This window comes from Epibacterium sp. ABV4_022 (genome assembly GCF_056159345.1).
This window is the reverse complement of the sequence record NZ_JBSWVA010000001.1, coordinates 21,998-46,675: the sequence shown is the minus strand read 5'-3', so window position 1 is coordinate 46,675 and position 24,678 is coordinate 21,998. Positions and strand designations below refer to the sequence as shown.

Genomic DNA, 24,678 nt, shown 5'->3' with positions numbered 1-24,678 from the left:
GCCACGGCTCTGGCTTCATCTTTTTAGAAATACCTCGGGGTGAATTGCCCGACAGGGCAAGAGGGGCAGCGCCCCGCCCCCCGCCAGCGTCATGCCAGGCGATGCCCCTCGGCAATCCGGCGCGGTTGTGCGTTCAGGGCCTCGATCGAAAAGCCGGAGATCGCCTTGTATTTCGCCGCATGTGCGGCCAGCTCCGCCTGCGGGATGACCTCGTCGATCACCTCAAAGGCGCCGCCGCAGCGGTCCTCCACCTGTTGCAGCACCGCGTCCGGCCCCTGGCCCGAGCGATTCGCCTGCCCGATCTTGGTGGCCGCCGGGCGCATCTCGGCCTCATAGGCGGCCAGGGCATCTGCCGTCACCCCATGGGCAAGCATCTGCGCGCCAATGGTGCGGGCATCCAGAATGGCCTGGCTCGCGCCGTTGGACCCGATGGGATAGGTCGGATGCGCGGCATCGCCCATCAGGGTCCGATGGCCAAAGGTCCAGCGCGGCAGCGGATCGCGATCCACCATCGGGTATTCATAGACCACCTCCGCGCCCCGGATTAGCGCCGGCACGTCGATCCAGTCGAACTGCCACGCGGCGAAGTCATGGACAAACCGGTCAATGCCCACGGCCCGGTTCCAGTCTTCGCGCTGGAACGCCTGATCGGGGTCGAAGCGTTTCTCGGCGATCCAGTTCAGCGTGGCGATGCCGTCGGCATCGGCGGCGGAGATCGGGTAGGAGACAAACCGCAGGGCGTCATGGCCGATCATCACCATCGCGCCGGGCCCCCGGAACAGGGGCGCGCGGGTGGTGGCGCGCCACAGGATGCGCCCGTCCCAGATCGGGGCGCCCTCCTCGGGGTACTGGCAGGCCCGCAGCGCGGAGTGGATGCCGTCGGCCGCCACCACCATGGCGCCGCTGATGCTGCGCCCGTCTGCCAGCTGCAAGGTCGCGCCCGCATCGGTCTCCGCCCAGCCCACGGCCCGCGCTCCGGTCTCGATCGCGTCAGGCCCGGCGCGCTCCAGCAGGGTGCGGTACAAGAGCATCTGCAATTCCCCGCGATGCACCGAGAACTGCGGCCAGGCATAGCCCGCCTCCCGCCCGCGCGGTTCCTCCCAGATCGTCTTGCCCAGTTTGGAAAAGAACCCGAGACTGCGGGTGCGCACGCCGATTGCGTCCAGCTGTGCCTCCAGCCCGAGGTCGAACAGCTCGCGCACCGCGTTGGGTTGCAGGTTGATGCCGACGCCCATGGGTTTCAGCGCCCGGGTGGCCTCGAAGACCCTGAACGGCACGCCAATCTGGTGAAGCGTCAGCCCCAGGGCCAGACCGGCAATCCCGCCGCCCGCAATCAAAACTGTCATCGTGATATGTCCTCCCGCGCCGCATAAGACCATGGCCCCGGCGCAAAAGGCAAGCCGCGCTCAGCTGCGCGAGGTGACGATCAACTCGGGGCCAAAGATCACATCGGCATAGTCCGCCAGATAGATCTTCAGCCAGGGGGTGAAGCGCTCCGGATGGCGCGCGACCTCGGCCAGCAGGTCGTGATAATCCACCCAGCGGGTTTCCATCACCTCGGCCGGGTTCGGCGCCAGCCCGAGCGGCGCCAGCATATGGGCGAGATAGACATCGACCACCTCGTGTTCGATCAGCCCGTCGCCGACGTCGGCGCGATATTCCAGCGTATGGCGATACTGCGGATAGAGGCCAGTCAGCCCCAGTTCCTCCTCCAGGCGGCGCACGGCGCAATGGTCGGAGGCTTCGCGCCACATCGGATGGGTGCAGCAGGTATTCGCCCAGAGCCCGGGGGTGTGGTATTTGCCCATCGCCCGGCGCTGCATCAGGATCTTGCGCCCCTGCACCACAAAGACCGAAACGGCCTTGTGCCGCAGCCCGTCCTGATGGGCGCGCAGCTTGTCCACCGGGGTCAGCCGGTCATCGACCCAGGCGGGGATCAAATCGGGACGGCGCTCTGGCATGGTTCTCCTGACGCTACATGGGCCCGGTCGGGCGACTGTCGAAAGCCGGTGATTTAAGCCATGCGCGGCCATATCTCAAGAGCGCGCCCTTGCTACACGGCGCCGCAACCCCGGGGCAGACCCCCGGGGCTGCGGCGCGTTGGCAGCTCTGTGCCAGTCTGTGCCGTCCGGGCAGCGTCAGTTGGTGGCAGAACTCTCGTCCGCCTCACCCTCCGCTGCGGCCGGGCCGAACTGCGCCAGATAGGCATAGACGTCCTCGCCCCCCTTTTTCAGGCGAAAGGACATTTTCGACTTGGCGCCCCCATCGTCGAGATAGGTTTTCAGGAAATCGCGCGGATCCTGAACATAGGCGACAAACTGCTCTTCGTCCCAGACCAGCCCGGCTTCGCCGGCGGCGACAAGATCATCGCCGTAGCGGAAATCCTCGACCGTGCCCGCCTGGCGGCCGACAATGCCCCAGAGGTTGGGGCCGGTGCGCCCGCCCTTGCTGATGCTTTCGCCGGTGTCAGAGACGATCTGGTGGCAGGATTTACACTTGTTGAAGGCTTTCTTGCCCTTGTCGGCGTCGCCCTCGGCAAAGGCCGGGGCGGCAGCAAGGCTGGCAAGCAGGGCTGTGGTAAGAATGGGTTTCATAAAACTGGCTCCTATGCGTTCTAGTCGCTGGTCGCAGGTTCTGTCGGACGCCGAGGTGGAGTCAACGCGACATTCTGGTCCTAGGCGGAGTATGTGGTGCGCCTTGGCGCAAAGGGCAGGGGCAAATGGTGCCAAAACACTTGCCGATCAGGCCGACCAGCAGGGAAGGATGTCTCCGGCTGCGGGGGTGGCGGCGTGGACGGCGCGGGCGATCGCCCGGGACAGGCAAAGCGCCGAGGCATGGCACAGGCCCAGCATGTGGGTTGCCGGATCGTCCAGCGGCACGGCGCCGGTGGCGGCGGCAAAGACCAGATCGCCGTCATGCGGCCCGTGCGAAGGAACGATCGCCCGCGCCATGCCGTCATGGGCGGCGGTGGCCATGCGCTGAGCCTCGGCCTTGGTCAGCACGGCATCGGTGGCGACGATGGCGATGGTGGTATTGGTCCCGTCCGAGGACACCGGCGCCCCGGCGAGCGCGGCCATCGCCTCCATCTTGCGGCTGCGCAGGCTGCGCCCGAGGCCGGATGCGGGGTCGGGGCCAAGACCGCCGAACTCGCCGTCGATCTCAAACGGGGCGGCCCAGAAATGGCGCTCGCCCGGTGTGGTGACGGATCCGATCGGATTGGCCACCACCAGCGCCCCGACGGTGTGGCCGCTGTCGAGCAGCAGCGAGGCCGAGCCCAACCCGCCCTTGTGCATGCCGGTCAGTGCGCCGGTGCCGGCGCCGTGGCTGCCAAGGTGAAACTCGGTATCGGCGGCCTCCAGCGCGGCGCGGCCCAGGGCGGGGTAGGGGCTGTCGTCCCAGTCCTTGTTGCCGCCGTTCAGGAGGTCGAAGATGATCGCCCCGGGCACGATCGGCACCACGGCGGGGCCGAGGCGAAAGCCCCGCCCCATCGCGCGCAGCCCCGCGACCACGCCGGAACAGGCATCCAGCCCATAGGCCGAGCCGCCCGAAAGCACCAGCGCATCCACCGCCTGCACCGTCTTGTCCGGGGCCAGCAGATCGGTTTCCCGCGTGCCCGGCGCGCCGCCCATGACATGGACGGCGGCGGTAAAGGGCTGATCGGCGGTCAGCACCGTGGTGCCGGATTTGAGGGCGTGATCCGCGGCATTGCCGACCCGAAGGCCAGCGACATCGGTGATCAGGTTGCGGGGGCCTGGGGTCATTGCGAAATCCTGTTGCAAAGCGGAGCGCCCCTGACGGGGCGCACAGGTTAAGCGCTGGCGCGCGGATTGGGGGCGGGCGCAGGTGTCAGATACACCGGCCGCCGTCGACTTCCATGCAGACGCCGGTGACCATGCTGGCCTCGTCCGAACAGAGATAGAGCGCGGCGTTGCCCATGTCCTCCGGGGTGGAAAAGCGGCCCAGTGGAATGGTCGAGAGGAACCTGGCCCGCACCTCCGGCGTGTCCTCGCCCATGAAGGATTTCAGCAGCGGCGTTTCGCCGGCGACCGGGTTGATCGCATTGACCCGCACGCCCGACGGGGCCAGTTCGACGGCCATGGTGCGGGTGGCGGTGATCATCCAGCCCTTGGAGGCGTTGTACCAGTTGAGCCTTGGGCGCGGTGACACGCCCGCAGTGGAGGCCACATTGAGGATTGCGCCGGTGCCGCGCGCTTTCATGTGTGGAACCAGCGCCTGAGCGGTCAGGTAGACGGATTTCATGTTCACGTTGAACACCCGGTCGAAATCCTCTTCCGAGACCTCTTCCAGCGGGGTGGGCAGATGGGTGACGCCGGCGTTGTTCACCAGGATGTCGACCTGGCCAAATGTCTCTTGCGCGGCGTTGGCCATCGCCTGGACCGACGCGCGATCTCCCACATCCACGGTCTGTGCGCAGGCGGATTGCCCGTGCGCCGCCGCCAGCTCGGCCGCCGCCGTGCCGTTGATGTCGGCGATCATCACCCGCGCACCTTCGCGCAGAAACGCCTCCACGATTCCCTTGCCAAAGCCCGAGGCGCCGCCGGTCACGATGGCGGTCTTGTCCTTGAGGCGCATGGTTGGCCCTCCCTCTCCTGCTGATTGGCGGCAGGATGGCGCGGGGGCGCAACCGGCGCAAGGGGCGTTGCCGGATCTGTGCTCAGTCGCCGTCGACGCGACCGCGCAGGGATTTGACCTCGGCGCGGGTCTTCTTGGCCTTGAGGCGACGCTCGACGCTGCCGCGGGTGGGTTTGGTGGCAATGCGGCGCTTGGGTTTCACCAGGGCGCGGCGGATCAACTCCGCCAGCCGTTCGCGGATGATCTCGCGGTTGCGCGCCTGCGAGCGGGTTTCGTCACATTGCAGGATCAACGCGCCGTCATTGGTCCAGCGCCGCCCGGCGATGCGGCGCAGGCGGGTTTTGACCGGGCCGGGCAGATGCGGCGAGCGTTCGGCCTCAAAGCGCAGTTCGACAGCCGAGGAGACCTTGTTGACGTTCTGCCCGCCGGGGCCAGAAGCGCGCATGAAGCTCTCGGTCAGTTCCCAATCCTGCAGGGTGATATCGTCGTTTATGCGTAGCATGGGCGGACCATAGAGCATGTCGCGCAAAAGTGGGAACCGGTTTTGCGCAATCAGACATGCGGCACCAACAAGAGCATGTCGCGCAAAAGTGGGAACCGGTTTTGCGCAATCAGACATGCGTCATCCAGAAGAGCATGTCGTGCAAAAGTGGGAACCGGTTTTGCACCACCAGACATGCGTCATCCAGAAGAGCATGTCGTGCAAAAGTGGGAACCGGTTTTGCCCCCGGATAAACGCAATCGGGGCAATTGCATCTGAGACGGGACTGAGATCCCGCCTTGTCAGCAGCAACGGCCAGAGCACGCGGTTGGCACGCACAATACCCTGACCATGCACGGAAAAGGGCCGCTCCAGATGGGGCGGCCCTTCCGAAAGTCTTTGAGAGCAAAGGCAGGTTAGGGTGCATTTTTATGCAAACCCAGCCGGTTGGCCTCTGCCAGAGAGGGCTGCCTCAGTGGCGGACCGCTCCGGTGGTTGCTGCTCCTTGCTCCAATCCCTTTCTTGACACTGGATCACCTCCTTTTCTCTCTGTTTCTGTTGTCCTCAGAGTGGCACGGAATTCTCGGATCACCAAATGAAAATCGCGCGAAATCAGATCTCGGCGGTCTGGCTGCGCGTCAAACGGGCAACAATCAGGCGGAAGGGGATCAGCGCGATCAGCGCCAGCGACAGCTTTACCAGCCAGTCGGCCACGGCCAGCGACACCCAGAGCGGCGCAACCGGGCCTGCGCCCAGAAGCGGCAGCATTTCCCCGGCCCAGGAGACGTCATTGCCGGGCTCGATGAAGGTCAGCGCGCCGGAAAAGGCGATGGTGAAGAAGATCGCGGTGTCGAGCGACGAGCCGATCAGCGTGGAGGCCAGCGGCGCCCGCCACCAATTGCCGCCGCGCAGGCTGGCAAAGATCGCCACGTCCGACAGCTGCGCCAGCAGGAAGGCCAGGCCGGAGGCGATGGCGATCCGCAGGGTCACCAGCGGGCCGAACTCGCCCATGATCTGGGTGCCGATCAGCGAACAGATCACGCCGACGATGAAACCGGCCAGCACGACCTTGCGCGCGGGGCCTGCGCCATAGACGCGGTTGGTCACATCGGTGACGAGGAAGGCGATGGGATAAGTAAACGCGCCCCAGGTCAGCCAGTTGCCGAACAGGAATTGCACGAGGATGTTGGAGGCCACCACGACGGCAGCCATGGCGAGAACGCCAGGAAGATAGGTGCGGGTCATGTATATTACCGTTTTTTAGACAAGGTCGCGGAGACTTGTGCACCCCGGTCCGGAGCGCGAAAGATCGCTTCGTTTATGCAGATCCCGGGGCAAATGCAAGAGAGTGCCCCCTGTTTTTATGGGGCGATCCGCATCAGGGGCGGTCGGGCAGGTCGTATTCGACCAGCTCCGTGCGCTGCACCCAAAAGAAATTGTCGTCCGAAATCATGGTTGCGCGCAGCGTGCCGGATGCGGTGCGCCAGACACTGACACCTTCGAGGTTGTCGTGCTGTGCCAGAGGGGTATTCAGCAACACCTCTCCACCGCTCAGACCCTGATCCGACAGATCAAACCGGCGCAGGCGGCTGCGAAAGCCCACGGTGACAAATTTGCGCTCCAGCACATAAAGGGCACCATCGGGGCCGAAATCAGCCCCCACCGGCAGAAACCCGTCGCCTTCGGGATAGGGGCCAAACCCCTGCCAGCCCGTTGCTTGGGTCCAGCGCCAGACCCGCGAGACCTGCGTATCGCGGGCGGCCGCTTCGGAAATCAGCAGCAGTTCGCCCGCCGGGCCATAGGCCAGCGATTCAAAGGACGCGTTGAAATAGAACCGTTTGAACGCCGCGGGCGCGGGCAGGGCGCGGACCTGCGTGCCGTGATACTCCAGCACCCGATGCGGGCTTTCGAACGACACGAAATACCTGTCATTGCCGGCCAGGGCGAGGCCCTCGCTGTCCTCGACCTTTTCGGCCACGGGCGCGCCATCCGCGTCGCGCAAGCGTCCGTTTGTAGTCATCCGCACGCTTGTCATGACGCCTTCGTCGCGCGTGAACTCGCCCGAGACCATATGCGCGCGGTCGGTGATCGCGGTAAAGCGCCGGCCGTCATCCGAGAGCTCCAGCCCCGACAGGCCGCCGAACCACGGGGCGTCCTCCTGCCAGCGATAGCTGGAGACATGGGTCGCGCTGTTGCTCTCGGCGTGGGTTACTTTCCAGACCGCCGATGCCGCCCAGGCCGCCGCACAGAGCGCGACGATCAGGGCAGCAGAGAGCGAGGCTAGTCGGACGAGAGAACGGCGGCGCATTGTTGGGGAAGATCCGAAAGGGTGTAGTCCCTGCGCGGTTTAGGCTTTGGCGCGTTCGGGTCAACCGGTTTTGGCGGCGGCGGGTTCAGGATGTTGGCCACCCATTGCCGGGCGTCATCACAGCCATCGCCGCGCGGGGGCGGATCCTGATCGACACAGCCCCGGGCGCCACGCGGGCAATTCAGCCGCACGTGGAAATGATAGTGATGCCCCCACCAGGGCCGGATCTTGCGCAGCCAGCTGCGGTCGCCGGTTGCGGTGTCGCACATCTTCACCTTGGCGCCGGGGAAGACAAAGATCCGCGCCACACGCGGGTCCGATGCGGCGGCTTTCAGGATCTCGTGATGCTGGGCGCTCCAATTGCTGTTCACATAGGCCCCGCTGGCGCGCCGCAAGGAGATCGACGAGATGTTTTCGCGGGCCTCGCGGCTCAGATCGAGCCGGTCGGGCGGCAGCATCCAGATATCGGCATCCAGACCGATCTGGTGGCTGCGGTGCCCGGACAGCATCGGCCCGCCGCGCGGCTGGCTGATGTCGCCCACGTAAAGCCCCTGCCAGCCCGGCTGACGCGCGGCGACGCGACTCAGGTCCTGAATGAAATCAATGGTCTCCGGGTGCCCCCAGTTGCGGTTGCGGCTCAGGCGCATGGCCTGCCAGGTGGGGCCGGTCTCGGGCAGTTGCACTGCCCCCGCGACGCAGCCCTTGGCGTAGGATCCCAGGGGCGCCGGGCGTTGGGCGGAGCCGTCGCGCTTGGCGCCGAACAGCTGTTTGGCGGGCGCGGTGGAGTTCACCGCCTTGTTGGCAAATGACGCGGCGGATGGGCGCGGGCTGTCCTGCGTCGGCGCGCAGGCGGCCAGCACAAACGCCGCCAGGGTGACCTGTCGAATGAACCTCAAACCTGATCTCCTTCACCATCCACCCGGGTCAATAAAAGCAGACCAAGGGCAAAGAGCGCAATCACTGGTGTAATCCCAAGCCGCGCGCTGCCCGTGAGTGTTGTCATCAGGCCGATCAGCGCAGGCGCCAAAAACGCTGTCGCCCGCCCGGAAAGCCCATATAGACCAAAGGCTTCGGTGGCGGTTTCCGGGGTTGTGTGACGCACCATCAGGGTACGGCTGGTGGCCTGCAATATTCCGCCGAAGCCGCCGATCAGCACGCCGCAGGCGAAAAAGACCTGATCCGGCAGGCTTGATCCATCGGCCAAAGCGACGCCAAAGATCTGCGTGCGGGACATGTTGACCACGATCAGGCAAACGAGGCTCAGCACCAGAATGGCGGTCACAATCACCGGTTTCGGGCCAAACCGCGTGTCCGCCAGCCCGCCGATCCAGCTGAACAGCGCCGCCGAGATCGCGGCGATAATGCCAAAGATGCCGATCTGGGTGATCGACCAATCGAGCACCAGCCCCGCATAAACGCCGCCAAACCCATACAGCCCATTGAGCGCATCGCGATACAGCATCGAGGACACCAGATAGCTGGTGAGGCTCTTGCGATGGGCCAGCCCTTTCACCGAGGCGACCACCATCGACACCGCCCGACCAAGGCTTGCGCTGCCACGCCGGGGGCCGCGCGGATCGCGCACCCAGGCAAAATAGGGGATCATGAAGAGCGCAAACCAGATCGCCACAAAGGGCCCCACCGCGCGGGTGCCCTCGCGGGCGCTGGCGTCGAGGCCCAGAACGGGGTCCAGGCCGATCAGCGTCTTGCCGCTGTCCTGTTCGACAAACAGCAACAGCATGATGAACAGCGACACCACCCCGCCGAGATAGCCAAAGGCAAAACCGGAACCGGACAGCTGCCCGACCTCTTCCTTGCTTCCCAGCGACGGCAGCTGCGCATTGACAAAGATCAGCGCAAACTCCGCGCCGATAAAGCCGACGCCGAAACTAATGAGCATCCACCACAGGTTGCTGCCCGCCGGATCCATGAACCACAGCCCCGCCGAGCCCGCCACATAGGCCACGGAAAACCCGATGATCCACGGCAGTTTGCGCCCGGCAATATCGGCCAGCGCCCCAAGGAAGGGCGCCGAGAGACCGATAATCAGCCCAGTGATGGTCAGGCAGAGCGACCAGCTCGATTGCGCCTGCGCCTTGGCCGCCTCGCTCTCCAGCCCCGTTGCCAGGAAATACTCGGTCGCGCTTGCGGCAAAGAAGGGACCAAAGACAAAGGTCACCAGCAGCGTGTGATAAGGCTGGCTCGCCCAGTCGAAAAACCACCAGCCCCAGATGCGTTTGCGCAGGGAAATGCCCTGCGCCGCCGTAAGTTCCGCCATTACCGCCCCCAAATGCCCGACTGCACGTTGGGTCTAGCTATGGCAGGGGTCAGGAGGCGCTTGCAAGCCTCTCGTGGTGGGCACCGGTGCCCGCATCTGCCATCGGCGGCCAGGGGCGCTGATCTTCGGCGGCGCACCAGGCCTGCACCCAGTCGGGCAAATCCGGGGTCGGAATGTCCTGGCCCCAGGCCTTGATGACCCGTTCGGGCGGCACGATGCCGTTCTTGTCGGTCACCACCGTGCGCAAGAGTGCGTGGTTGGCGCAGTCGCCGTTCGCCTTCCACATGCCCTGTTCCACGTAGATAAAGCGGTTGTCCCAGCCGATGGCGCGGCTTTTCATCTCAAACCGTTCAAAGGCCTTGATGCGGCGGCGATAGCGCACCGAGGTGCCCGCCACGGCCACCGCCCAGCCTTCGCGTTTCAACACGCCTGCCAGACCGGTGCGCAGGGTCAGCATCGTGCGCCCCAGATCATAGAGCGTCAGCGTGCGGCCGTTGTTCAGCTCCATCCAGATGTCGATGTCCCACGGCCAGCAGTGGTGGCGCGACACATGGGTGTCGAGCGGCGCAAGGCGCGGCTGGCGGCTGGCAATCACGGCATCTTTCAAAAGGCGGACGATCGGGTACATCTGAACACTCCGGTTTACTTGTTCCCTTGATGCCACCTGTTCACCACACGTCAACCTAGGACCTTGCGGAAGGGTTGCGAAATCCGCGCGCCCCGCCTACCTGTGTTGCGGTTCGAAAGAGGAAAGTTCAAAGATGCAGTCGCTGTTTCAAATCCTGATGCTGGTCCTGGACATTGTCTGGTTCTTCATCATTGCCCATGTGATCATGAGCTGGCTGATCAATTTCCAGGTGCTGAACCTGAACCAGCAGTTCGTGGCGCAGATCTGGTATGGTCTGAACCGTATCCTCGAACCGCTCTACGCGCCGGTGCGCCGCATCCTGCCCAATATGCAAGGGCTCGATCTGGCGCCGCTGGTGGTGCTGATCGGTGTCTATGCGCTGCGCATCATCTTGGTGAACAACGCGGCGATGTTCTACTAGCGCCTGCGCCAATTGACCGCTGCGGCCCGCGGCGGGTCTTGCCCCCCGATTCCAGCTGTGGGATTGTGCCGCTCATAACCTGAGCAGACCAACCCACAGGCCCCCTATGCACGACGCAATCCCCCTGTTGCGCGATATCTTTGGATTCGACGGCTTTCGCCCCGGACAGGAAGAGATCGTCGACGCCGTGAGCGCAGGCGAAAACGTGCTGGCGATCATGCCCACGGGGGGCGGCAAATCCCTTTGTTTCCAATTGCCTGCGCTCAGGCGGCAGGGGATCACGGTGGTGATTTCGCCACTCATCGCGCTGATGCGCGATCAGGTCCGCGCCTTGCAGGAGGCCGGTGTCTCTGCCGGGGCGCTCACCTCTGGCAATACCGAGGAAGAGACCGAGGCGGTCTGGAACGCGATCGAGGCGGGCGAGCTGAAGCTCCTGTATATGGCGCCCGAACGGCTGGCCGCAGGCAGCGCCATGGGGATGCTGCGCCGCATTGGCGTGTCGCTGATCGCGGTGGACGAGGCGCACTGCGTCAGCCAATGGGGCCACGATTTCCGCCCGGATTACCTGCGCATCGGCGAGCTGCGCCGCGCGCTTGACGTGCCGCTGGCGGCCTTTACCGCGACGGCGGATCAGGAAACCCAGCAAGAGATTATCCAGAAGCTGTTTGATGGCGAGGCCCCGCGCGCCTTCTTGCGCGGCTTTGACCGGCCCAATATTCACCTCGCCTTTGCCGCCAAGGACAGCCCGCGCAAACAGATCCTGGAGTTTGCCGATGCGCGGCGCGGCCAGTCGGGCATTGTCTATTGCGGCACCCGCGCCAAGACCGAGGATATCGCCCGCGCGCTGGAGGCATCGGGCCATGTGGCCTGTCACTATCACGGCGGTATGGAGGCCGAGGACCGCCGCATCGTGGAAACCCGCTTTGCGCGCGAGGATGGGTTGATCGTGGTGGCCACGGTGGCCTTTGGCATGGGCATCGACAAGCCCGACATTCGCTGGGTGGCCCATGCGGATCTGCCCAAAAGCATCGAGGCCTATTATCAGGAAATCGGCCGCGCCGGCCGCGATGGGGCCCCGGCTGAGACGATGACGCTGTTTGGTCCCGAAGACATCCGCCTGCGCCGCAACCAGATCGACGAGGGGCTTGCACCTGCGGAGCGGCGCGGCGCGGATCATGCACGGCTCAACGCCTTGCTGGGGTTGGCGGAGGCGATGACCTGTCGTCGTCAGACCTTGCTGAGTTACTTCGGCGAAGAGGCGCAGCCCTGCGGCAATTGCGATCTTTGTGATGTGCCGGTCGAGACGTTTGACGGCACCACTGCCGTGAGGAAGGCGCTCTCGGCCATTCTGCGCACCGAGGAGACCTATGGCGCGGGGCATCTCATTGATATTCTGATCGGCAACGCCAATGACCGCGTGCGCCAGAAGGGGCATGACGATCTGTCGGTTTTTGCCTGCGGGCGCGAGCATTCAAAGCCCGAGTGGCAGGCGATTTTCCGCCAGATGATGGGGCGCGATCTGGTGCGTCCCGACCCGGAGCGGCATGGCGCGCTCAGGATGACCGAACCGGCGCTGCCGATTCTGCGCGGTGAGGACAGCATAACCCTGCGCAAGGATACCATCAAATCCGCCACCCGCCGCCCGGCGGTCAAGGCGCTGGTTTCGGACGAAGATGCGCCCCTCCTGTCGGCGCTGAAGGCCAAGCGGCGTGCCCTCGCCGAGGCGCAAAAAGTCCCGGCCTATGTGATCTTTCCCGACCGCACCTTGATCGAGATGGCGGAAAAACGCCCCCAGAGCCTCGATGAAATGGCGCGCATTTCCGGCGTTGGGGCAAAAAAGCTGGACCGCTACGGCGATGAGTTCCTAGGGGTGATCACCGGCGAGGCCGAAGCGCTGCACCCGGCGCGGCGCAAGCTGGCCGGACGCGAACAGGGCTCGATCTACGACACGCTGCTGGAGGTACAGGCGCGGTTGCAACGCGGCGAGTGCGGCACCCAGAAGCCGCTGACCTGTTCGGCCTCGCAACTGGCCAAGGTGGCGCAGATGCGCAGCGACGACGAGAGCGGCATGGAGCGTCTGCTGGGGGAGCGCCGCGCGGAACGTTTTGCATCGGCGTTTCTGGACGTCCTGCGCGGCGCGGGCTAAGTCGGTGCCAAGAGCAAACGGAGGCAGAGAATGCTGGTAGTAACATCCCCCGCCAAGAAACTCGACTGGTCCGACCGCGATGTGGAGATGACCTATCCCGCGCTCCAGGACGATGCCATCGCCCTGGCGGAGGTGGCCCGGAGCCTGTCGGTGGGTGATCTGATGAAGCTGATGCATATCAGCGAGGATCTGGCCAAACTGAACCACGACCGGTTTCGCAGCTTTCAGGCCGACCCCAAGGACGCGGACCTGCGCCCTGCCGCGCTGGCCTTTGCCGGCGATACCTATCAGGGGCTGGAGGCGACCTCGCTCGACGCCGATGAACTGGCCTGGGCGCAGGATCACTTCCGCATCCTGTCCGGGCTCTACGGGCTGTTGCGCCCGCTGGATGCGATGCAGCCCTATCGGCTGGAAATGGGCTCGCGGCTGGCGACGGAAAAGGGCAAGACCCTCTATGCCTACTGGGGCCGCAAGATCGCCGACGCGTTGAATGCGCAGGCCGATGTTGTGGGCAGCGATGTTCTGGTGAACTGCGCCAGCCAGGAGTATTTCGGGGCGGTGGATCTCGATGTACTGAAGCCGCGCGTGGTGACGCCGGTGTTCCTGGAGGACAAGCCGGGCGGCCCCAAGGTGGTCAGCTTCTACGCCAAGAAGGCCCGGGGCGCCATGACGCGCTTTATCATCCAGAACCGGCTGACGGATGCGGCGGCGATCACCGGGTTTGACAGCGGCGGCTATGCCTATCAGCCCGAGATGTCCGAGCCCGACGCGCCGGTGTTCCTGCGCCGCGCCTGACGCCGCACGCGGCCCTAGGATCCTGACCCTAGGCTGCGGCGACATAAATCCCGCTGCCTACCCGGTGGCGCGCAGCGCATCCTCACCGGTGTTCAGCGGCGCCACACCGGGGGGGACATTCTTCATCAGCCGGTCGTGGATCAGCGCCTTGCGCAGCGGTTTGGTCAGATAGTCGTCCAGACCCGCGGCCAGAATCCCCTCGGAATCGCCATCCATGGCATGGGCGGTGAGCGCCACGATCTGCACCCGGCGGTGCTCGGGGCCTTCGAGCGCACGGATCGCCTGCGTGGCCTCCTTGCCGTCCATCTTCGGCATCGAAATATCCATGAAGATCAGGTCGGGCGCAAAGCTCTGGAACTGCTCGACCGCCTCCTGCCCGTTGTTGGCAAAGCGCAGGTCGATGTTCAGATCCTTGACCATCTTGCGGAACACCAGCTGGTTGGTGCGGTTGTCCTCGGCGGCCAGCACCCGCATGCGGCGCAAATCGGAGGCCAGCGGCGGCGACGGCGTGACGGGCTCTGCAGGGGCGCTGACGCTGGCGGCAGGGGCAGGCTCCGGCGCCGGGGGGGCCGGGGGCGCGGCTGCGGTGGGGGCGCTGAGGTTGGTCAAGGCGGTGAACAGCGCGCCCCGTGGCAGGGGTTTCTGCAACACGCCGGCAAAGATCGCGCCGACGGCGGGATCGCTGGTGTCGGTCGGGTCGGAGGACAGCAGCAGCACCGGCAGATCCTGCCAGGCGTGGCGCAGGCTGCGCGCCAGTTTGAGACCGTCCATGCCGGGCAGGTTGCGATCCGTGATAACCAGATCGACCTCGGCCGACATCTGTTCCAGCGCCGCGGCACCGCTGTTGACCGCGATCACCTTGAGCCCCAGCCGCTGCAGCTGGCGATTGAGGATCTCGCGGTTGATCTCCATATCGTCGACGATCATCACGCAGTTCAGATTCTCCGGCAGCTCCGGCGCGTTGATCTGAGACCCGTCAGAGACCACCAGCGGCAGCCGGAAGCCAAAACAGGACCCCTGTCCCAGCTCGCTCTCGACCCAGATCTCGCCGTCCATCATCTTGATCAGGCGTTCGGTGATCGCCAGGCCAAGGCCGGTGCCTTCGAACTGGCGGTTGGCCTCATCCTCGACCTGGTTGAACTCGCCAAAGATGTGCCGGATCTTTTCTTCGGGAATGCCGATGCCGCTGTCCTCGATCGAGATATGCAGCATCACCGTGTTGTCCTCGGATTGCGGCACGCCGGTGACGCGGGCGGTGACATGGCCCTCATTGGTGAATTTCACCGCATTGCCGATCAGGTTGGTGAGGATCTGGCGGATGCGCCCCGGATCGCCGATGAAATTGGTCGGCATGAACAGGTCGTAATCCACCAGGAGCGTCAGCCCCTTGTCGCGGGCATTGGCCTGAAGCAGCATCACCACCTCGTGCATGCAGGCTTCGAGATCAAAGGGTTCCGGATGCAGCACCAGTTTCTCCGCCTCGATCTTGGAATAGTCGAGCACGTCGTTGATGATGACCAGAAGCGCCTCGCCCGAGTTCTTGATCGTATTGGCGTAGAGGCGCTGCTCTTCGGTCAGATTGGTGTCGTTGAGCAATTCGGCCATGCCCACGACCCCATTCATCGGGGTGCGAATCTCATGGCTCATATTGGCGAGGAAGGCGGATTTGGCGCGGTTGGCGGCCTCGGCCCGTTCGCGGGCGGCGCGCAGCTCTTCCTCGTAGTGAACCGTCGTGGTGATATCGAGCGCGAGGCTGACGATGTCGCCGTCATGGCCGCGCTGGTCGATCAGCTTCAGATAGCGGTCGTTCCACAGCCGGATCACCGTCGGCTCCGGCGCCGGGGACATCCAGCGTTCGGTCATCATCGCGCGCCAGGCATCGGCCGACAGCTCTTCGGTGTCGATCAGCCCTTCGTCGGTGAGGATCTGCAGGATGCGCACATAGGACACCCCCGGCGAGACCTCCTCCACGCCTTCAAAAATGTTGAGATAGGCGGTATTGGCGCCGATCAGCTTGCTGTTGCTGTCAAAGAACGCAAACCCGTCCTGAAACGCCTGGATCGAGTGCCACAGGCGGCGTTCGGCCTGTTCCACCTTTTCATTGGCGGTGTTGAGGTCGCTTTTGACCTTCTCGTTCTCATCGCGAAAGGTGGCGATTTCGGCCTGAGTCGCGCCAATACGCTTGGTCAGCGCCAGCGCATGGCGACCAAGTTTGCGGTTCGCATCCGTCAATTCCGCCTGTTTGAGCTCCAGAAGCCGCTCCGCCGCCAGTCGGGCTCGGCGTTCCTGTGCCAATTTTTCAGCAAGCGACATGCGCGCCAACTCCAAACTACTCTATTCCGCACCTGCGGCCCCAATCTCGCAGGCAATCCTTAATTTGGCTTTAGCGTTGGTGTTATGGCGCTGATGCTTGCCATGTGGTTAATCGCGTGTCAGCTTCTAGCTGGTGACAGGGAGGATTCCATGCGGCGCCTATTGATTTTATTGACTTTTATTTTTTCGAATACTTTAGGCCTTGCGGTGTCTGCGCAGGGCGCGGGCGATGCCCCGCTGCCGCAGATGCGGTTTGTGACGCAGCCGGATACCGATCATTTCGGCGCCGACCTGCAGGCGCTGTTCGACACCTCGCTGTCAGCCTGCCAGCAGGCCTGTGCCACGCAGGACGCCTGCGCCGGCTTTGTCTACAACACCAAATCCAATGCCTGTTTCCCGAAATCCGAACTGCGCGACCCCTCGGGATTTGTCGGCGCCCTGAGCGTGCGCAAGCTTCCGGTGGACGCGGGATTGGCGGCGCGCGCGGAAGAGCGTGCGGCGCGGCTGACGCTGTCCGGTCGCACGGATCTGAACGCGGCGCGCAGGCTCGCAGAGGAGATCGGCACCCGCTACCCGCTGAGCGGCCAACCCCTCGACACGCTGGTGGATGGGGCCGGGCAGTTCTTTGCCGGCAACAACGCCACGCTTGCGGCGCGCTGGATGGGCGAGGCGGTGGCGCTGAGCGATGCGCCGGATCTCTGGGTGGACTATGCCCGCTATCTGCGCGCCATGCCCAGCGACAGCAGCAGCGAGACCCGTCGCCTTCAGGCCGAGTCCGTTGCGGCGGCGCTGAACGGCTATCTGCGTGCGGATGCCGCCCCCTTGCAGGCCACCGCCCTGAGCGAGGCTGGTCTGGCGCTCGAGAAACTGGGCCGGGGCCGCGATATGGTCTCCGTGCTGCGCCTGGCACAGGACATCGCGCCGCGTCAGGACATCGCCGATCTGCTGGATCGTGCGGTGGCGAAATACGGCTTTCGGGTCAGCGACACCCGGGTCGAGGCCGACAGCGCCGATCCGCGTATGTGCATCGTCTTCTCCGAAAACCTGGCCAAGACCGGCGTCACCTATGGCGACTATCTGAAGTCCGAGGCCGAGGGCCTGGCGGTCGAGGCCTCGGGGCAGGAGCTGTGCCTCACCGGCCTGACCCATGGCCAGCACCTGCGGGTCACCCTGCGCCGCGGCCTTCCCGCCGCCAATGGCGAGGCGCTGATCAAGGATGTGGACCTCAGCCACTACATCCGCGACCGCAGCCCCTCGGTGCGCTTTCCGGGCCGCGCCTATGTGCTGGCGCGCAGCGATGTGACCGCGCTGCCGGTGGAGACGGTGAATGTGGATACGCTGGACCTGAAGCTCTCCCGCATCAGCGACCGCAACCTGTTGCGCAGCATGCAGGAGGATCTCTTCGCCCGCCCGCTGAACCAATGGCAGAGCGAGAATTTCGACGCCACCCTGGCCGAGGAGCTCTGGACCGGCACCGCCGAGGTGCAGCAGGCGTTGAACCGCGACATGACCACCCGGTTGCCGCTGGACGAGGTGCTGGCCGATCAGCCCGTGGGCATCTATGCGCTTAGCGCTTCCGTGCCGGGGGCCGATCCCTATGACAGCCCGGCGGCGATGCAGTGGTTTGTGCTCACGGATCTGGGTCTCAGCTCCATGTCCGGGGCCGATGGGTTGCATGTGCAGGTGCAGGGGCTGTCGGACGCCAAGGCCCGCGCCGGTGTCGAGGTCGAGCTGATCTCGGAGGCCAACGCGGTGATTGCCCGCAGCACCAGCGATGCCACTGGCTATGCGCATTTTGCGCCGGGGCTGACCCGGGGCACCGGCAGTGCTGCGCCCGCGATGCTGCTGGCCCGCGCCGGAGAGGAGGACTTTGCCTTCCTGTCGCTGCGCGATGCCGCCTTTGATCTGTCGGACCGTGGTGTCGAGGGCCGACCTGCGCCCGGCCCGGTTGATGTCTTCCTGACCACGGATCGGGGCGCTTATCGTGCCGGTGAAACCATCAACGTCACCGCCCTGTCGCGCGATCCGCGCGCGCAGGCCATCGAAGGTCTGCCGCTGATCGCGGTGCTGAAACGCCCCGATGGGGTGGAATATTCGCGCCATATCTCCGAAGGCGGTGATGCAGGCGGTCATGTCTATGCCCTGCCCGTGGGCGACAGCGCGCCGCGCGGCTCCTGGGCGATCGAGATCTATGCCGACCCCAAGGCGGAGCCGCTGGCGCGGCAAACCGTGCTGGTCGAGGATTTCCTGCCCGAGCGGATCGACTTTGAACAGGAGATCCGCGATGTCGCGGGCCTGCGCCCCGGCGGTCAGCTGGTCGTCGATATCGACGCCCGCTTCCTGTTTGGCGCACCCGGCGCTGGCCTCAGCGTCGAGGGCGATGTCTCCCTCGCCCCGGTGCGGCAGCTGGCCGATTGGCCCGGTTATCGCTTTGGTCGCTATGATGCGGAAACCAACCGCCAGACCCGCTATTTCAGCGGCGAGGACACCGGTGCCAATGGCCAGTCCGTCGCGGTTGGTGATTTGCCCGAGGTGCAGGCAGCGGGTCTGCCGCTTGAGGCCCGCCTGCGCACGCGGCTCTCGGATGGCTCCGCCCGTCCGGTCGAGCGTGAATTGACCGTGCCGGTCCAGCCTGCGACCCCCGTGATCGGGATCAAGACGCAGTTTGCCGATGACGTGGTGGCCGAGGGCACCGAGGCTGGGTTCGAGTTGATCTCGCTGGCACCGGATCTCACCCCCGCGCCGATGCAGGTGCAATGGGTGCTGAACCGGGTCGAGACGCGCTATCAGTGGTATCAGCTCTATGGCGACTGGCAGTGGGAGCCGATCACCCGCCGCACCCGCGTGGCCTCGGGCGAGGCGATGCTGGGCGGCGATCCGGTGGCGGTCTCCGCTCCGGTGGACTGGGGCCGCTACGAGCTGGTGGTGGAACGTCTGGATGGCGACTATGTGACCGCCGCGCAGGATTTCTACGCCGGCTGGTATGTGCCCGCCTCCGACGCGCAGACCCCGGATCGTCTGGAACTGTCGCTGGATGGCGAAAGCTACACCCCCGGCGACACCGCCCGCCTGCGGATCGTACCGCAAGCGGCGGGAACCGCGCTGATCTCCGTGATGGGCAGCGAGTTGATCCACCGGCAGGCGGTGGAGGTGACGGCGGGCGAGAACGTGATCCCGCTTGAGGTCACATCCGAGTGGGGCAGCGGCGCCTATGTGACCGCCTCTGTTGTGCAGCCCGTCGCCAGTCGGCAGGGCCGCACACCGACCCGGGCTCTGGGCATCGCCCATGCCACGGTGACCCAGCCGGGGCAGCAACTGGATGTCACGATCAACACCCCGGAGGTCACCCGCCCCCGCCAGACTGTCGAGGCAACCGTGGAGGTCGCTGGGGCCGAAGCGGGCGAGGAGGTCTGGCTGACGCTGGCCGCCGTTGATGTCGGCATTCTCAACCTCACGGGCTTTCAAAGCCCGGATCCCGTGGGCTATTTCCACGGTCAGCGGCGTCTGGGGATGGAGCTGCGCGACATCTATGGCCGCCTCATCGACCCCGGCAACGGCGCGTTGGGGCGTGTGCGCTCCGGCGGCGATGCCGGGCTTGGGGCGCAATTCCAGTCACCGCCGCCGACGCAGGATCTGATGTCGGTCTTCCACGGCGCGGTGCAGGTCGGGGACGATGGCAGCGTGACCCTGCCCATCGATCTGCCGGACTTCAACGGTACCGTGCGGCTGATGGCTGTGGCTTGGACTGATCGCTCGGTCGGGCAGGCGGAGGCCGACATGATCGTGCGCGATCCGGTGGTGCTGACCGCCTCGCTGCCGCGCTTCCTCGCGCCCGGCGATCAGAGCCGCATCCGGCTGGATATCACCCACGCCGATGGGCCTGCGGGCGAGATCGGTCTGGCGGCCGAGGTGATCGGGGCCGGGCTGCAACTGGGCGCGCTGCCGCCTTCGGTGACGCTCACCGAACAGGGCCGGGTGTTGCTGGAACTGCCGGTCACGGCAGAGGCCGTGGGCGATCCCGAGGTCCGCCTGAGCCTGACCACCCCCGGCGGCGAGGTGCTGGACCAGACCCTGCGCCTGCCGGTGCGCGCCAATGATCCGGAGGTGTCGGAAACCCGGCGCTTCTCGCTGGCGGGTGGCGACAGCTTCCTGTTCAACGCGGATGTGTTTGCAGGTCTGCGCCCGGGTTCTGCCCGCGCGGTGATGTCCGCGGGGCCGCTGGCCAAGTTCGACGTGCCGGGGCTGTTGTCGCAGCTGGACGGCTACCCCTATGGCTGCACCGAACAGGTGACGTCGAAGGCGCTGCCGCTCCTTTATCTGTCGTCGGTGGCCGAGGCCGCCGGTCTGGGCGATGGCCCTAAGGTGGACGCGCGCATCAACGGTGCCATCCGCAAGGTGCTGACCCGGCAGGCCGCCAATGGCGCCTTTGGCCTCTGGCGCGCCGAGAGCGGTGATTTGTGGCTGGATGCCTATGCGTCTGACTTCCTCAGCCGGGCCCGGGCCAAAGGCTATATGGTGCCCGATCAGGCCTTTGCCCGCGCCATGGACAATTTGCGTAACCGGCTGAACTACGCGCCGGACTTTGACAGCGGTGGCGAGGACGTGGCCTATGCGCTGCTGGTGCTGGCGCGCGAGGGCGCGGCGGCGATGGGCGATCTGCGCTATTACGCGGATGTGAAGGCCGAGGCCTTCTCCACCCCAATGGGCGCGGCGCAATTGGGGGCCGCACTCGCGGCCTATGGCGATCAGCGCCGGGCGGACAAGATGTTTGCCCGCGCCGCGCAGATGATCGCCGGCCAAGGCGCGGAACAGCCGCTGTTGCGGGTCGATTACGGCACCCAGCTGCGCGATTCGGCGGCTGTCCTGGCGCTCGCGGTGGAGGCCGGCAGCGCGGCGGTCAATCGCGACTACCTCACGGCGCGGGTTGCGGGCGGTGAGGGCTATCGCTCCACCCAGGAAGCCGCCTGGAGCCTGATGGCGGCGCAGGCGCTGGTCGACAACCCCGAAGACTCCGGTCTGCGGGTCAATGGCCAGCCGGTCACCGGAGCCTTTGTCGAGGTGATGCAGGGTAACAGCCCGGCGGATCTCTCGGTCACCGCGGCCTCCGGGCGCAGCACCGACATCACCCTGACCCGCATCGGCGTGCCTGTCGTGCCCCCCGCGGCGCGTGGCTACGGCTTTGCCCTGACGCGGGAGTATTACACCTTGGAAGGGGAGCCGGTGGATCTGGCTTCGGTCGCGGTCGGCACCCGGCTGGTGACGGTTCTACGGGTGTTGCCGCAAGAGGAGATCGGCGCGCGGCTGATGGTCAATGACCCGCTGCCGGCGGGTTTGGAGATCGACAATCCCAACCTGCTGCGCTCCGGCGATCTGCGCGATCTGGACTGGCTGAGCCTCTGGGAGGCCGATCACGTGGAGTTCCGCTCGGATCGTTTCCTCGCGACGGTGACCTCGCGGGGGGATGATCCGATCACGCTGGCCTATATGGTGCGCGCGGTCAGCCCCGGTGACTTCCACCATCCTGCGGCTTCGGTTGAGGACATGTACCGTCCGGCCTATCGCGCCAATACGGCGGCGGGACGGTTGCAGGTCGAATGACACCGGCAGATCGCCCCGGCAGGGTGCTGCTGCGTCGGCGCCGATGGCGGGGGCGCCCGGCCCCTGCCGGGGCCGGGCGCGGCCTGACCGTTCGGTCAGGCGGGGGCGCGCTGCGCCCCCTGCGGCGGTGGCTGGCGGGTGTCAGAACGCCGCTGCTGGTCCTGCTTGTCGTGGGGGCGCTCACCGCCCACGCGCTTGATCGGTGGGTCGACGCGACGGTGCTTCCCCAGACACTCGCGGACACCTCTGTCGAGCTGCACGACCGCAATGGGCGCCTGCTGCGGGCCTATCCGGTGGCGGATGGCATCTGGCGCATGGCGGTGCGGGTCGAGGATGTGGACCCGACCTATCTGCAGATGCTGCGCGCCTATGAGGACAAGCGGTTTGACACCCACATCGGGGTGGATCCGCTGGCGATGCTGCGCGCGGCCGGGCAAGCCCTGTGGCATGGGCGCACGGTGTCCGGCGGCTCCACGCTGACCATGCAGGTGGCGCGGTTGCTGGAGGATGGCTCCACAGGGCGCTGGGCGGGCAAGCTGCGCCAGATCCGGGTGGCGCTGGCGCTGGAGCGGCAGCTGTCGAAACCGGAGATTCTGGCGCTCTATCTGACCCATGCGCCCTTTGGCGGCAATCTCGAAGGGGTGCGGGCGGCGAGCTTTGCCTGGTTCGGCAAGGAGCCGCACCGCCTGACCGCCGCCGAGGCTGCGCTGCTGGTGGCGCTGCCGCAAGCGCCGGAAACACGCCGTCCTGACCGTTCGGTAGGCGCAGCACGCTCTGCACGGGCGCGGGTGTTGCAGCGCAGCCGGGAGGCCGGGGTGCTGTCGACGCAGGTTGCACGTGATGCGGCACAGGCGCGGATGCCGGATAGCCGCCGCCCGTTCCCCCTGCTGGCGCCGCATCTGGGCGACCAGCTGCGGAGCGCGTCGCCGGCGCAGGCGCGGTTTGACGTGACGCTGGACGCCGATCTGCAGGCGCGGCTGCAGGCGGTGCTGCACCGGCGGGTGACGGCGGCGGGGCCGCGGCTTGGTGCGGCGATGATCGTGGCGGATCACCGCACGGGAGAGGTCCTCGCCCGGATCGGCGCACCGGACTATACCGACGCGGCGCGGCGCGGTTTTGTTGACATGGTGACGGCCACCCGTTCGCCCGGTTCGACCCTGAAGCCGCTGGTCTACGGCCTCGCCTTTGACGAGGGGCTGGTGCATCCCGATACGCTGATCCGCGACGCGCCGGTGTCCTTTGGCGGCTACGCGCCGCAGAATTTCGACGGGGCGTTTCGCGGCGATGTGCGGGTGCGGGATGCGCTGCAGATGTCGCTCAACACGCCGGTGGTGATGCTGACGGAGGCGCTTGGCCCCTCGCGGTTGATGGCAGCGATGCGGCAGGCGGGGATGCAGCCACAGCTGCCCGGCGGCAAGGCGGGGCTGGCGGTGAGCCTGGGTGGCGTTGGCGTCAGCCTGCAGGATCTGGTGCAGATGTATGCGGTGCTGGCGGCGGGCGGGACCGGGCCACGGCTGACGGTTCAGGTGGGCGACAGGGCCGACCGGACGCCGCGGGTGATCTCCCCTGTTGCAGCCTGGTATCTTGGCAATACCCTGCGCGATGTGCCGGTGCCGCGCGGCGCCAGGGCGGGCGTTCTGCCCTACAAGACCGGCACCTCCTACGGCCATCGCGATGCCTGGGCCGTGGGGTGGGACGGCCAGCATGTGATCGGCGTCTGGCTGGGACGGGCGGATGGCACCCCGGTTCCGGGCGTCTTTGGCGCGGAACTGGCGGCGCCGGTCCTCTTCGAGGCCTTTGCGGCGTTGAAGCCCGACCTGACGCCGCTGGCGCCGCCCCCGCCCAATGCGTTGGTGCTCGCCTCGGCGGAGTTGCCGCAGCCCCTGCAGCGGTTCCGGGCGCGGGACGCGGTGTTCTCTGACGCGGGGGCTGGGGCGCCGGAGGTGGTCTTTCCGCCCGCCCGCGCCCGGCTGGCGCTGGTGGAGGGCCGTCTGGCGCTGAAGCTGCGCGGGGGACGGCTGCCGTTTACGGTGCTGGCCAACGGTCTGCCGGTGGCCCGGGGTCTGCGGTCCCGCGATCTCGACCTTCCGAGCCCCGGGCCGGGCCACGCCACGCTTGTGGTGATCGATGCGGATGGGCAATCTGCGCGGGTGACGGTGGAAATCGAGGAGAGAGGGTAAGGCATGCAGAAGAGGCGGCTGAGGCAACCAGCAAGGCGGCTGGCCCTGATCGCAACGGTGGCGGCGATTGCGGCGCTGACACCGCTGCGGGCGCGGGCCGATTGTGCCAGCGCAGAGGAGGTTGCGCGCTTCGTATCGGACTACATGGGGTTCACGCCGACCGTGGCCCTGGGCGCGGAAGGGAGCATGGTGGATGCACTCTGTACGCAGGCGCGGCTGAGTGAAGCCCTCTCGGCGCACATGGGGCCGGTGATCGGCTACAAGGCCGGGCTGACCAGCCCGCCCGCGCAGGCGCGCTTTGGCGCCGAGGCGCCGGTGCGTGGCGTGCTCTATCGCGACATGATGGTGCCGAGCGGCGCGACGGTGCCGGTCCCCTGGGGTGCGGTGCCGATGGTGGAGGCGGATCTGATCCTTGAGATCGGGGATGCCGCGGTCAACTGGGCCACCACGCCGGAGGAGGTGATGCAGAACATACGCAGCATCCGCCCCTTCATCGAACTGCCGGACCTTGCTCTCGCGCCCGGAGAGCCGATGACGGCGGAGACGATCACTGCAATGGGGGTCGGGGCGCGCCTTGGAGTATTGGGCGCGGAGATCGAGGTCGCGGAGGTGCCGCAGCTGACCGCTGCCCTGGCGCAGATGCAGGTCACGCTGCGGGATGCGCAGGGGCGGGTGGTGGTCTCCGCACCCGGCTCGGCGGTGTTGGGACATCCCGCCGAAACGATCCTGTGGCTGCACGCCGCTGGCGTGACCTTCAAGGCCGGCGATCTGGTGTCGGTCGGATCCTTCGGCGCTCTGGTGCCGCCCGCCGATCTTCATGGTGCTGCCACGGTCACCTATGAGGGGCTGCCTGGTGATCCGCAGGTTGCGGTGACCTTCGGGTCGACGTCCTGATGCGAGGATGTGCGCGGGGATCGTTGGAATGAGAGGTTTCGCA

The 24,678-nt window shown here is 66.2% G+C and carries 18 protein-coding genes; 6 read left to right on the top strand and 12 right to left on the bottom strand.

The genetic code is table 11. The features are described from left to right. Positions 1 to 89: 89 nt before the first annotated feature. The 11 genes from ACXAF5_RS00180 to ACXAF5_RS00130 all read right to left on the bottom strand — a co-directional run bounded on the left by ACXAF5_RS00180 (position 90) and on the right by ACXAF5_RS00130 (position 10,288). Positions 90 to 1,346 (bottom strand): flavin-dependent oxidoreductase, encoded by a 1,257-nt coding sequence (locus tag ACXAF5_RS00180; RefSeq protein ID WP_474945097.1) that lies wholly within the window; start codon positions 1,344 to 1,346, stop codon positions 90 to 92. A 60-nt stretch (positions 1,347 to 1,406) separates the two neighbouring features. Continuing rightward, positions 1,407 to 1,961: an isopentenyl-diphosphate Delta-isomerase gene (gene idi / locus ACXAF5_RS00175; RefSeq protein ID WP_474945096.1), complete on the bottom strand. Its 555-nt coding sequence runs from the start codon at positions 1,959 to 1,961 to the stop codon at positions 1,407 to 1,409. Positions 1,962 to 2,138: 177 nt separating this feature from the next. Next, positions 2,139 to 2,594, bottom strand: coding sequence for a c-type cytochrome (locus ACXAF5_RS00170; protein WP_239324996.1), 456 nt, complete (start codon positions 2,592 to 2,594; stop codon positions 2,139 to 2,141). Positions 2,595 to 2,741: 147 nt separating this feature from the next. Then, positions 2,742 to 3,761, bottom strand: coding sequence for a P1 family peptidase (locus tag ACXAF5_RS00165; protein WP_474945095.1), 1,020 nt, complete (start codon positions 3,759 to 3,761; stop codon positions 2,742 to 2,744). 85 nt (positions 3,762 to 3,846) lie between these two features. Further along, the gene (locus ACXAF5_RS00160) at positions 3,847 to 4,593 is read right to left on the bottom strand and encodes an SDR family oxidoreductase (protein WP_474945094.1); all 747 of its coding nucleotides are present in this window, start codon (positions 4,591 to 4,593) and stop codon (positions 3,847 to 3,849) included. Positions 4,594 to 4,675: 82 nt separating this feature from the next. Further along, on the bottom strand, positions 4,676 to 5,095 hold the full coding sequence (gene arfB / locus ACXAF5_RS00155; RefSeq protein WP_239325002.1) for an alternative ribosome rescue aminoacyl-tRNA hydrolase ArfB: 420 nt from the start codon (positions 5,093 to 5,095) through the stop codon (positions 4,676 to 4,678). Between the two features lie 591 nt (positions 5,096 to 5,686). Next, positions 5,687 to 6,319 (bottom strand): queuosine precursor transporter, encoded by a 633-nt coding sequence (locus tag ACXAF5_RS00150; protein ID WP_474945093.1) that lies wholly within the window; start codon positions 6,317 to 6,319, stop codon positions 5,687 to 5,689. A 133-nt stretch (positions 6,320 to 6,452) separates the two neighbouring features. Further along, complete coding sequence (locus tag ACXAF5_RS00145) at positions 6,453 to 7,382, bottom strand: esterase-like activity of phytase family protein (RefSeq protein ID WP_474945092.1); 930 nt, start codon at positions 7,380 to 7,382, stop codon at positions 6,453 to 6,455. Beyond that, positions 7,355 to 8,278, bottom strand: coding sequence for a penicillin-insensitive murein endopeptidase (gene mepA / locus ACXAF5_RS00140; RefSeq protein WP_474945091.1), 924 nt, complete (start codon positions 8,276 to 8,278; stop codon positions 7,355 to 7,357). Before mepA ends, ACXAF5_RS00145 begins: the two co-directional genes overlap by 28 nt. Beyond that, complete coding sequence (locus ACXAF5_RS00135) at positions 8,275 to 9,660, bottom strand: MFS transporter (protein WP_474945089.1); 1,386 nt, start codon at positions 9,658 to 9,660, stop codon at positions 8,275 to 8,277. The genes mepA and ACXAF5_RS00135 overlap by 4 nt, the downstream gene beginning before the upstream one ends. A gap of 49 nt (positions 9,661 to 9,709) precedes the next feature. Next, positions 9,710 to 10,288 carry an acyl-CoA thioesterase gene (locus ACXAF5_RS00130; RefSeq protein WP_474945088.1) on the bottom strand — a complete coding sequence of 193 codons (579 nt, stop codon included), beginning with the start codon at positions 10,286 to 10,288 and terminating at the stop codon, positions 9,710 to 9,712. 133 nt (positions 10,289 to 10,421) lie between these two features. On the opposite strand from ACXAF5_RS00130, the gene ACXAF5_RS00125 reads away from it, so the two are divergent. From ACXAF5_RS00125 to yaaA, 3 genes are all read left to right on the top strand, one after another. Continuing rightward, a complete protein-coding gene (locus tag ACXAF5_RS00125) occupies positions 10,422 to 10,709 on the top strand; it encodes a YggT family protein (RefSeq protein ID WP_239325024.1) in 288 nt (95 codons plus the stop codon). A 106-nt stretch (positions 10,710 to 10,815) separates the two neighbouring features. Further along, the gene (gene recQ / locus ACXAF5_RS00120) at positions 10,816 to 12,855 is read left to right on the top strand and encodes a DNA helicase RecQ (RefSeq protein ID WP_474945087.1); all 2,040 of its coding nucleotides are present in this window, start codon (positions 10,816 to 10,818) and stop codon (positions 12,853 to 12,855) included. A 30-nt stretch (positions 12,856 to 12,885) separates the two neighbouring features. Beyond that, positions 12,886 to 13,650, top strand: a complete 765-nt coding sequence (gene yaaA, locus ACXAF5_RS00115; RefSeq protein ID WP_474945086.1) for a peroxide stress protein YaaA — start codon at positions 12,886 to 12,888, stop codon at positions 13,648 to 13,650. A gap of 57 nt (positions 13,651 to 13,707) precedes the next feature. Here yaaA and ACXAF5_RS00110 read toward each other — a convergent pair whose 3' ends face one another. Next, a complete protein-coding gene (locus ACXAF5_RS00110; protein ID WP_474945085.1) occupies positions 13,708 to 15,963 on the bottom strand; it encodes a response regulator in 2,256 nt (751 codons plus the stop codon). A gap of 150 nt (positions 15,964 to 16,113) precedes the next feature. On the opposite strand from ACXAF5_RS00110, the gene ACXAF5_RS00105 reads away from it, so the two are divergent. The 3 genes from ACXAF5_RS00105 to ACXAF5_RS00095 are packed head-to-tail and all read left to right on the top strand — an operon-like array spanning position 16,114 to position 24,635. Continuing rightward, positions 16,114 to 21,561: an alpha-2-macroglobulin family protein gene (locus tag ACXAF5_RS00105; protein WP_474945084.1), complete on the top strand. Its 5,448-nt coding sequence runs from the start codon at positions 16,114 to 16,116 to the stop codon at positions 21,559 to 21,561. Continuing rightward, positions 21,558 to 23,741 carry a penicillin-binding protein 1C gene (pbpC, locus tag ACXAF5_RS00100; protein WP_474945083.1) on the top strand — a complete coding sequence of 728 codons (2,184 nt, stop codon included), beginning with the start codon at positions 21,558 to 21,560 and terminating at the stop codon, positions 23,739 to 23,741. Before ACXAF5_RS00105 ends, pbpC begins: the two co-directional genes overlap by 4 nt. A gap of 3 nt (positions 23,742 to 23,744) precedes the next feature. Then, entirely contained in the window at positions 23,745 to 24,635 is an 891-nt protein-coding gene (locus ACXAF5_RS00095; RefSeq protein WP_474945082.1) for a 2-keto-4-pentenoate hydratase, read from the top strand. The last annotated feature ends 43 nt before the right edge of the window (positions 24,636 to 24,678 follow it).

Bases quoted from the DNA above. Each gene is read 5' to 3' on its own strand.
- yaaA (WP_474945086.1), top strand. From the start codon at position 12,886: ATGCTGGTAGTAACATCCCCCGCCAAGAAACTCGACTGGTCCGACCGC.
- ACXAF5_RS00125 (WP_239325024.1), top strand. From the start codon at position 10,422: ATGCAGTCGCTGTTTCAAATCCTGATGCTGGTCCTGGACATTGTCTGG.
- ACXAF5_RS00165 (WP_474945095.1), bottom strand. From the start codon at position 3,761: ATGACCCCAGGCCCCCGCAACCTGATCACCGATGTCGCTGGCCTTCGG.
- ACXAF5_RS00110 (WP_474945085.1), bottom strand. From the start codon at position 15,963: ATGTCGCTTGCTGAAAAATTGGCACAGGAACGCCGAGCCCGACTGGCG.
- ACXAF5_RS00135 (WP_474945089.1), bottom strand. From the start codon at position 9,660: ATGGCGGAACTTACGGCGGCGCAGGGCATTTCCCTGCGCAAACGCATC.
- ACXAF5_RS00130 (WP_474945088.1), bottom strand. From the start codon at position 10,288: ATGTACCCGATCGTCCGCCTTTTGAAAGATGCCGTGATTGCCAGCCGC.
- ACXAF5_RS00145 (WP_474945092.1), bottom strand. From the start codon at position 7,382: ATGCGCCGCCGTTCTCTCGTCCGACTAGCCTCGCTCTCTGCTGCCCTG.
- ACXAF5_RS00105 (WP_474945084.1), top strand. From the start codon at position 16,114: ATGCGGCGCCTATTGATTTTATTGACTTTTATTTTTTCGAATACTTTA.
- ACXAF5_RS00180 (WP_474945097.1), bottom strand. From the start codon at position 1,346: ATGACAGTTTTGATTGCGGGCGGCGGGATTGCCGGTCTGGCCCTGGGG.
- arfB (WP_239325002.1), bottom strand. From the start codon at position 5,095: ATGCTACGCATAAACGACGATATCACCCTGCAGGATTGGGAACTGACC.
- ACXAF5_RS00170 (WP_239324996.1), bottom strand. From the start codon at position 2,594: ATGAAACCCATTCTTACCACAGCCCTGCTTGCCAGCCTTGCTGCCGCC.
- pbpC (WP_474945083.1), top strand. From the start codon at position 21,558: ATGACACCGGCAGATCGCCCCGGCAGGGTGCTGCTGCGTCGGCGCCGA.
- ACXAF5_RS00150 (WP_474945093.1), bottom strand. From the start codon at position 6,319: ATGACCCGCACCTATCTTCCTGGCGTTCTCGCCATGGCTGCCGTCGTG.
- recQ (WP_474945087.1), top strand. From the start codon at position 10,816: ATGCACGACGCAATCCCCCTGTTGCGCGATATCTTTGGATTCGACGGC.
- ACXAF5_RS00160 (WP_474945094.1), bottom strand. From the start codon at position 4,593: ATGCGCCTCAAGGACAAGACCGCCATCGTGACCGGCGGCGCCTCGGGC.
- ACXAF5_RS00095 (WP_474945082.1), top strand. From the start codon at position 23,745: ATGCAGAAGAGGCGGCTGAGGCAACCAGCAAGGCGGCTGGCCCTGATC.
- idi (WP_474945096.1), bottom strand. From the start codon at position 1,961: ATGCCAGAGCGCCGTCCCGATTTGATCCCCGCCTGGGTCGATGACCGG.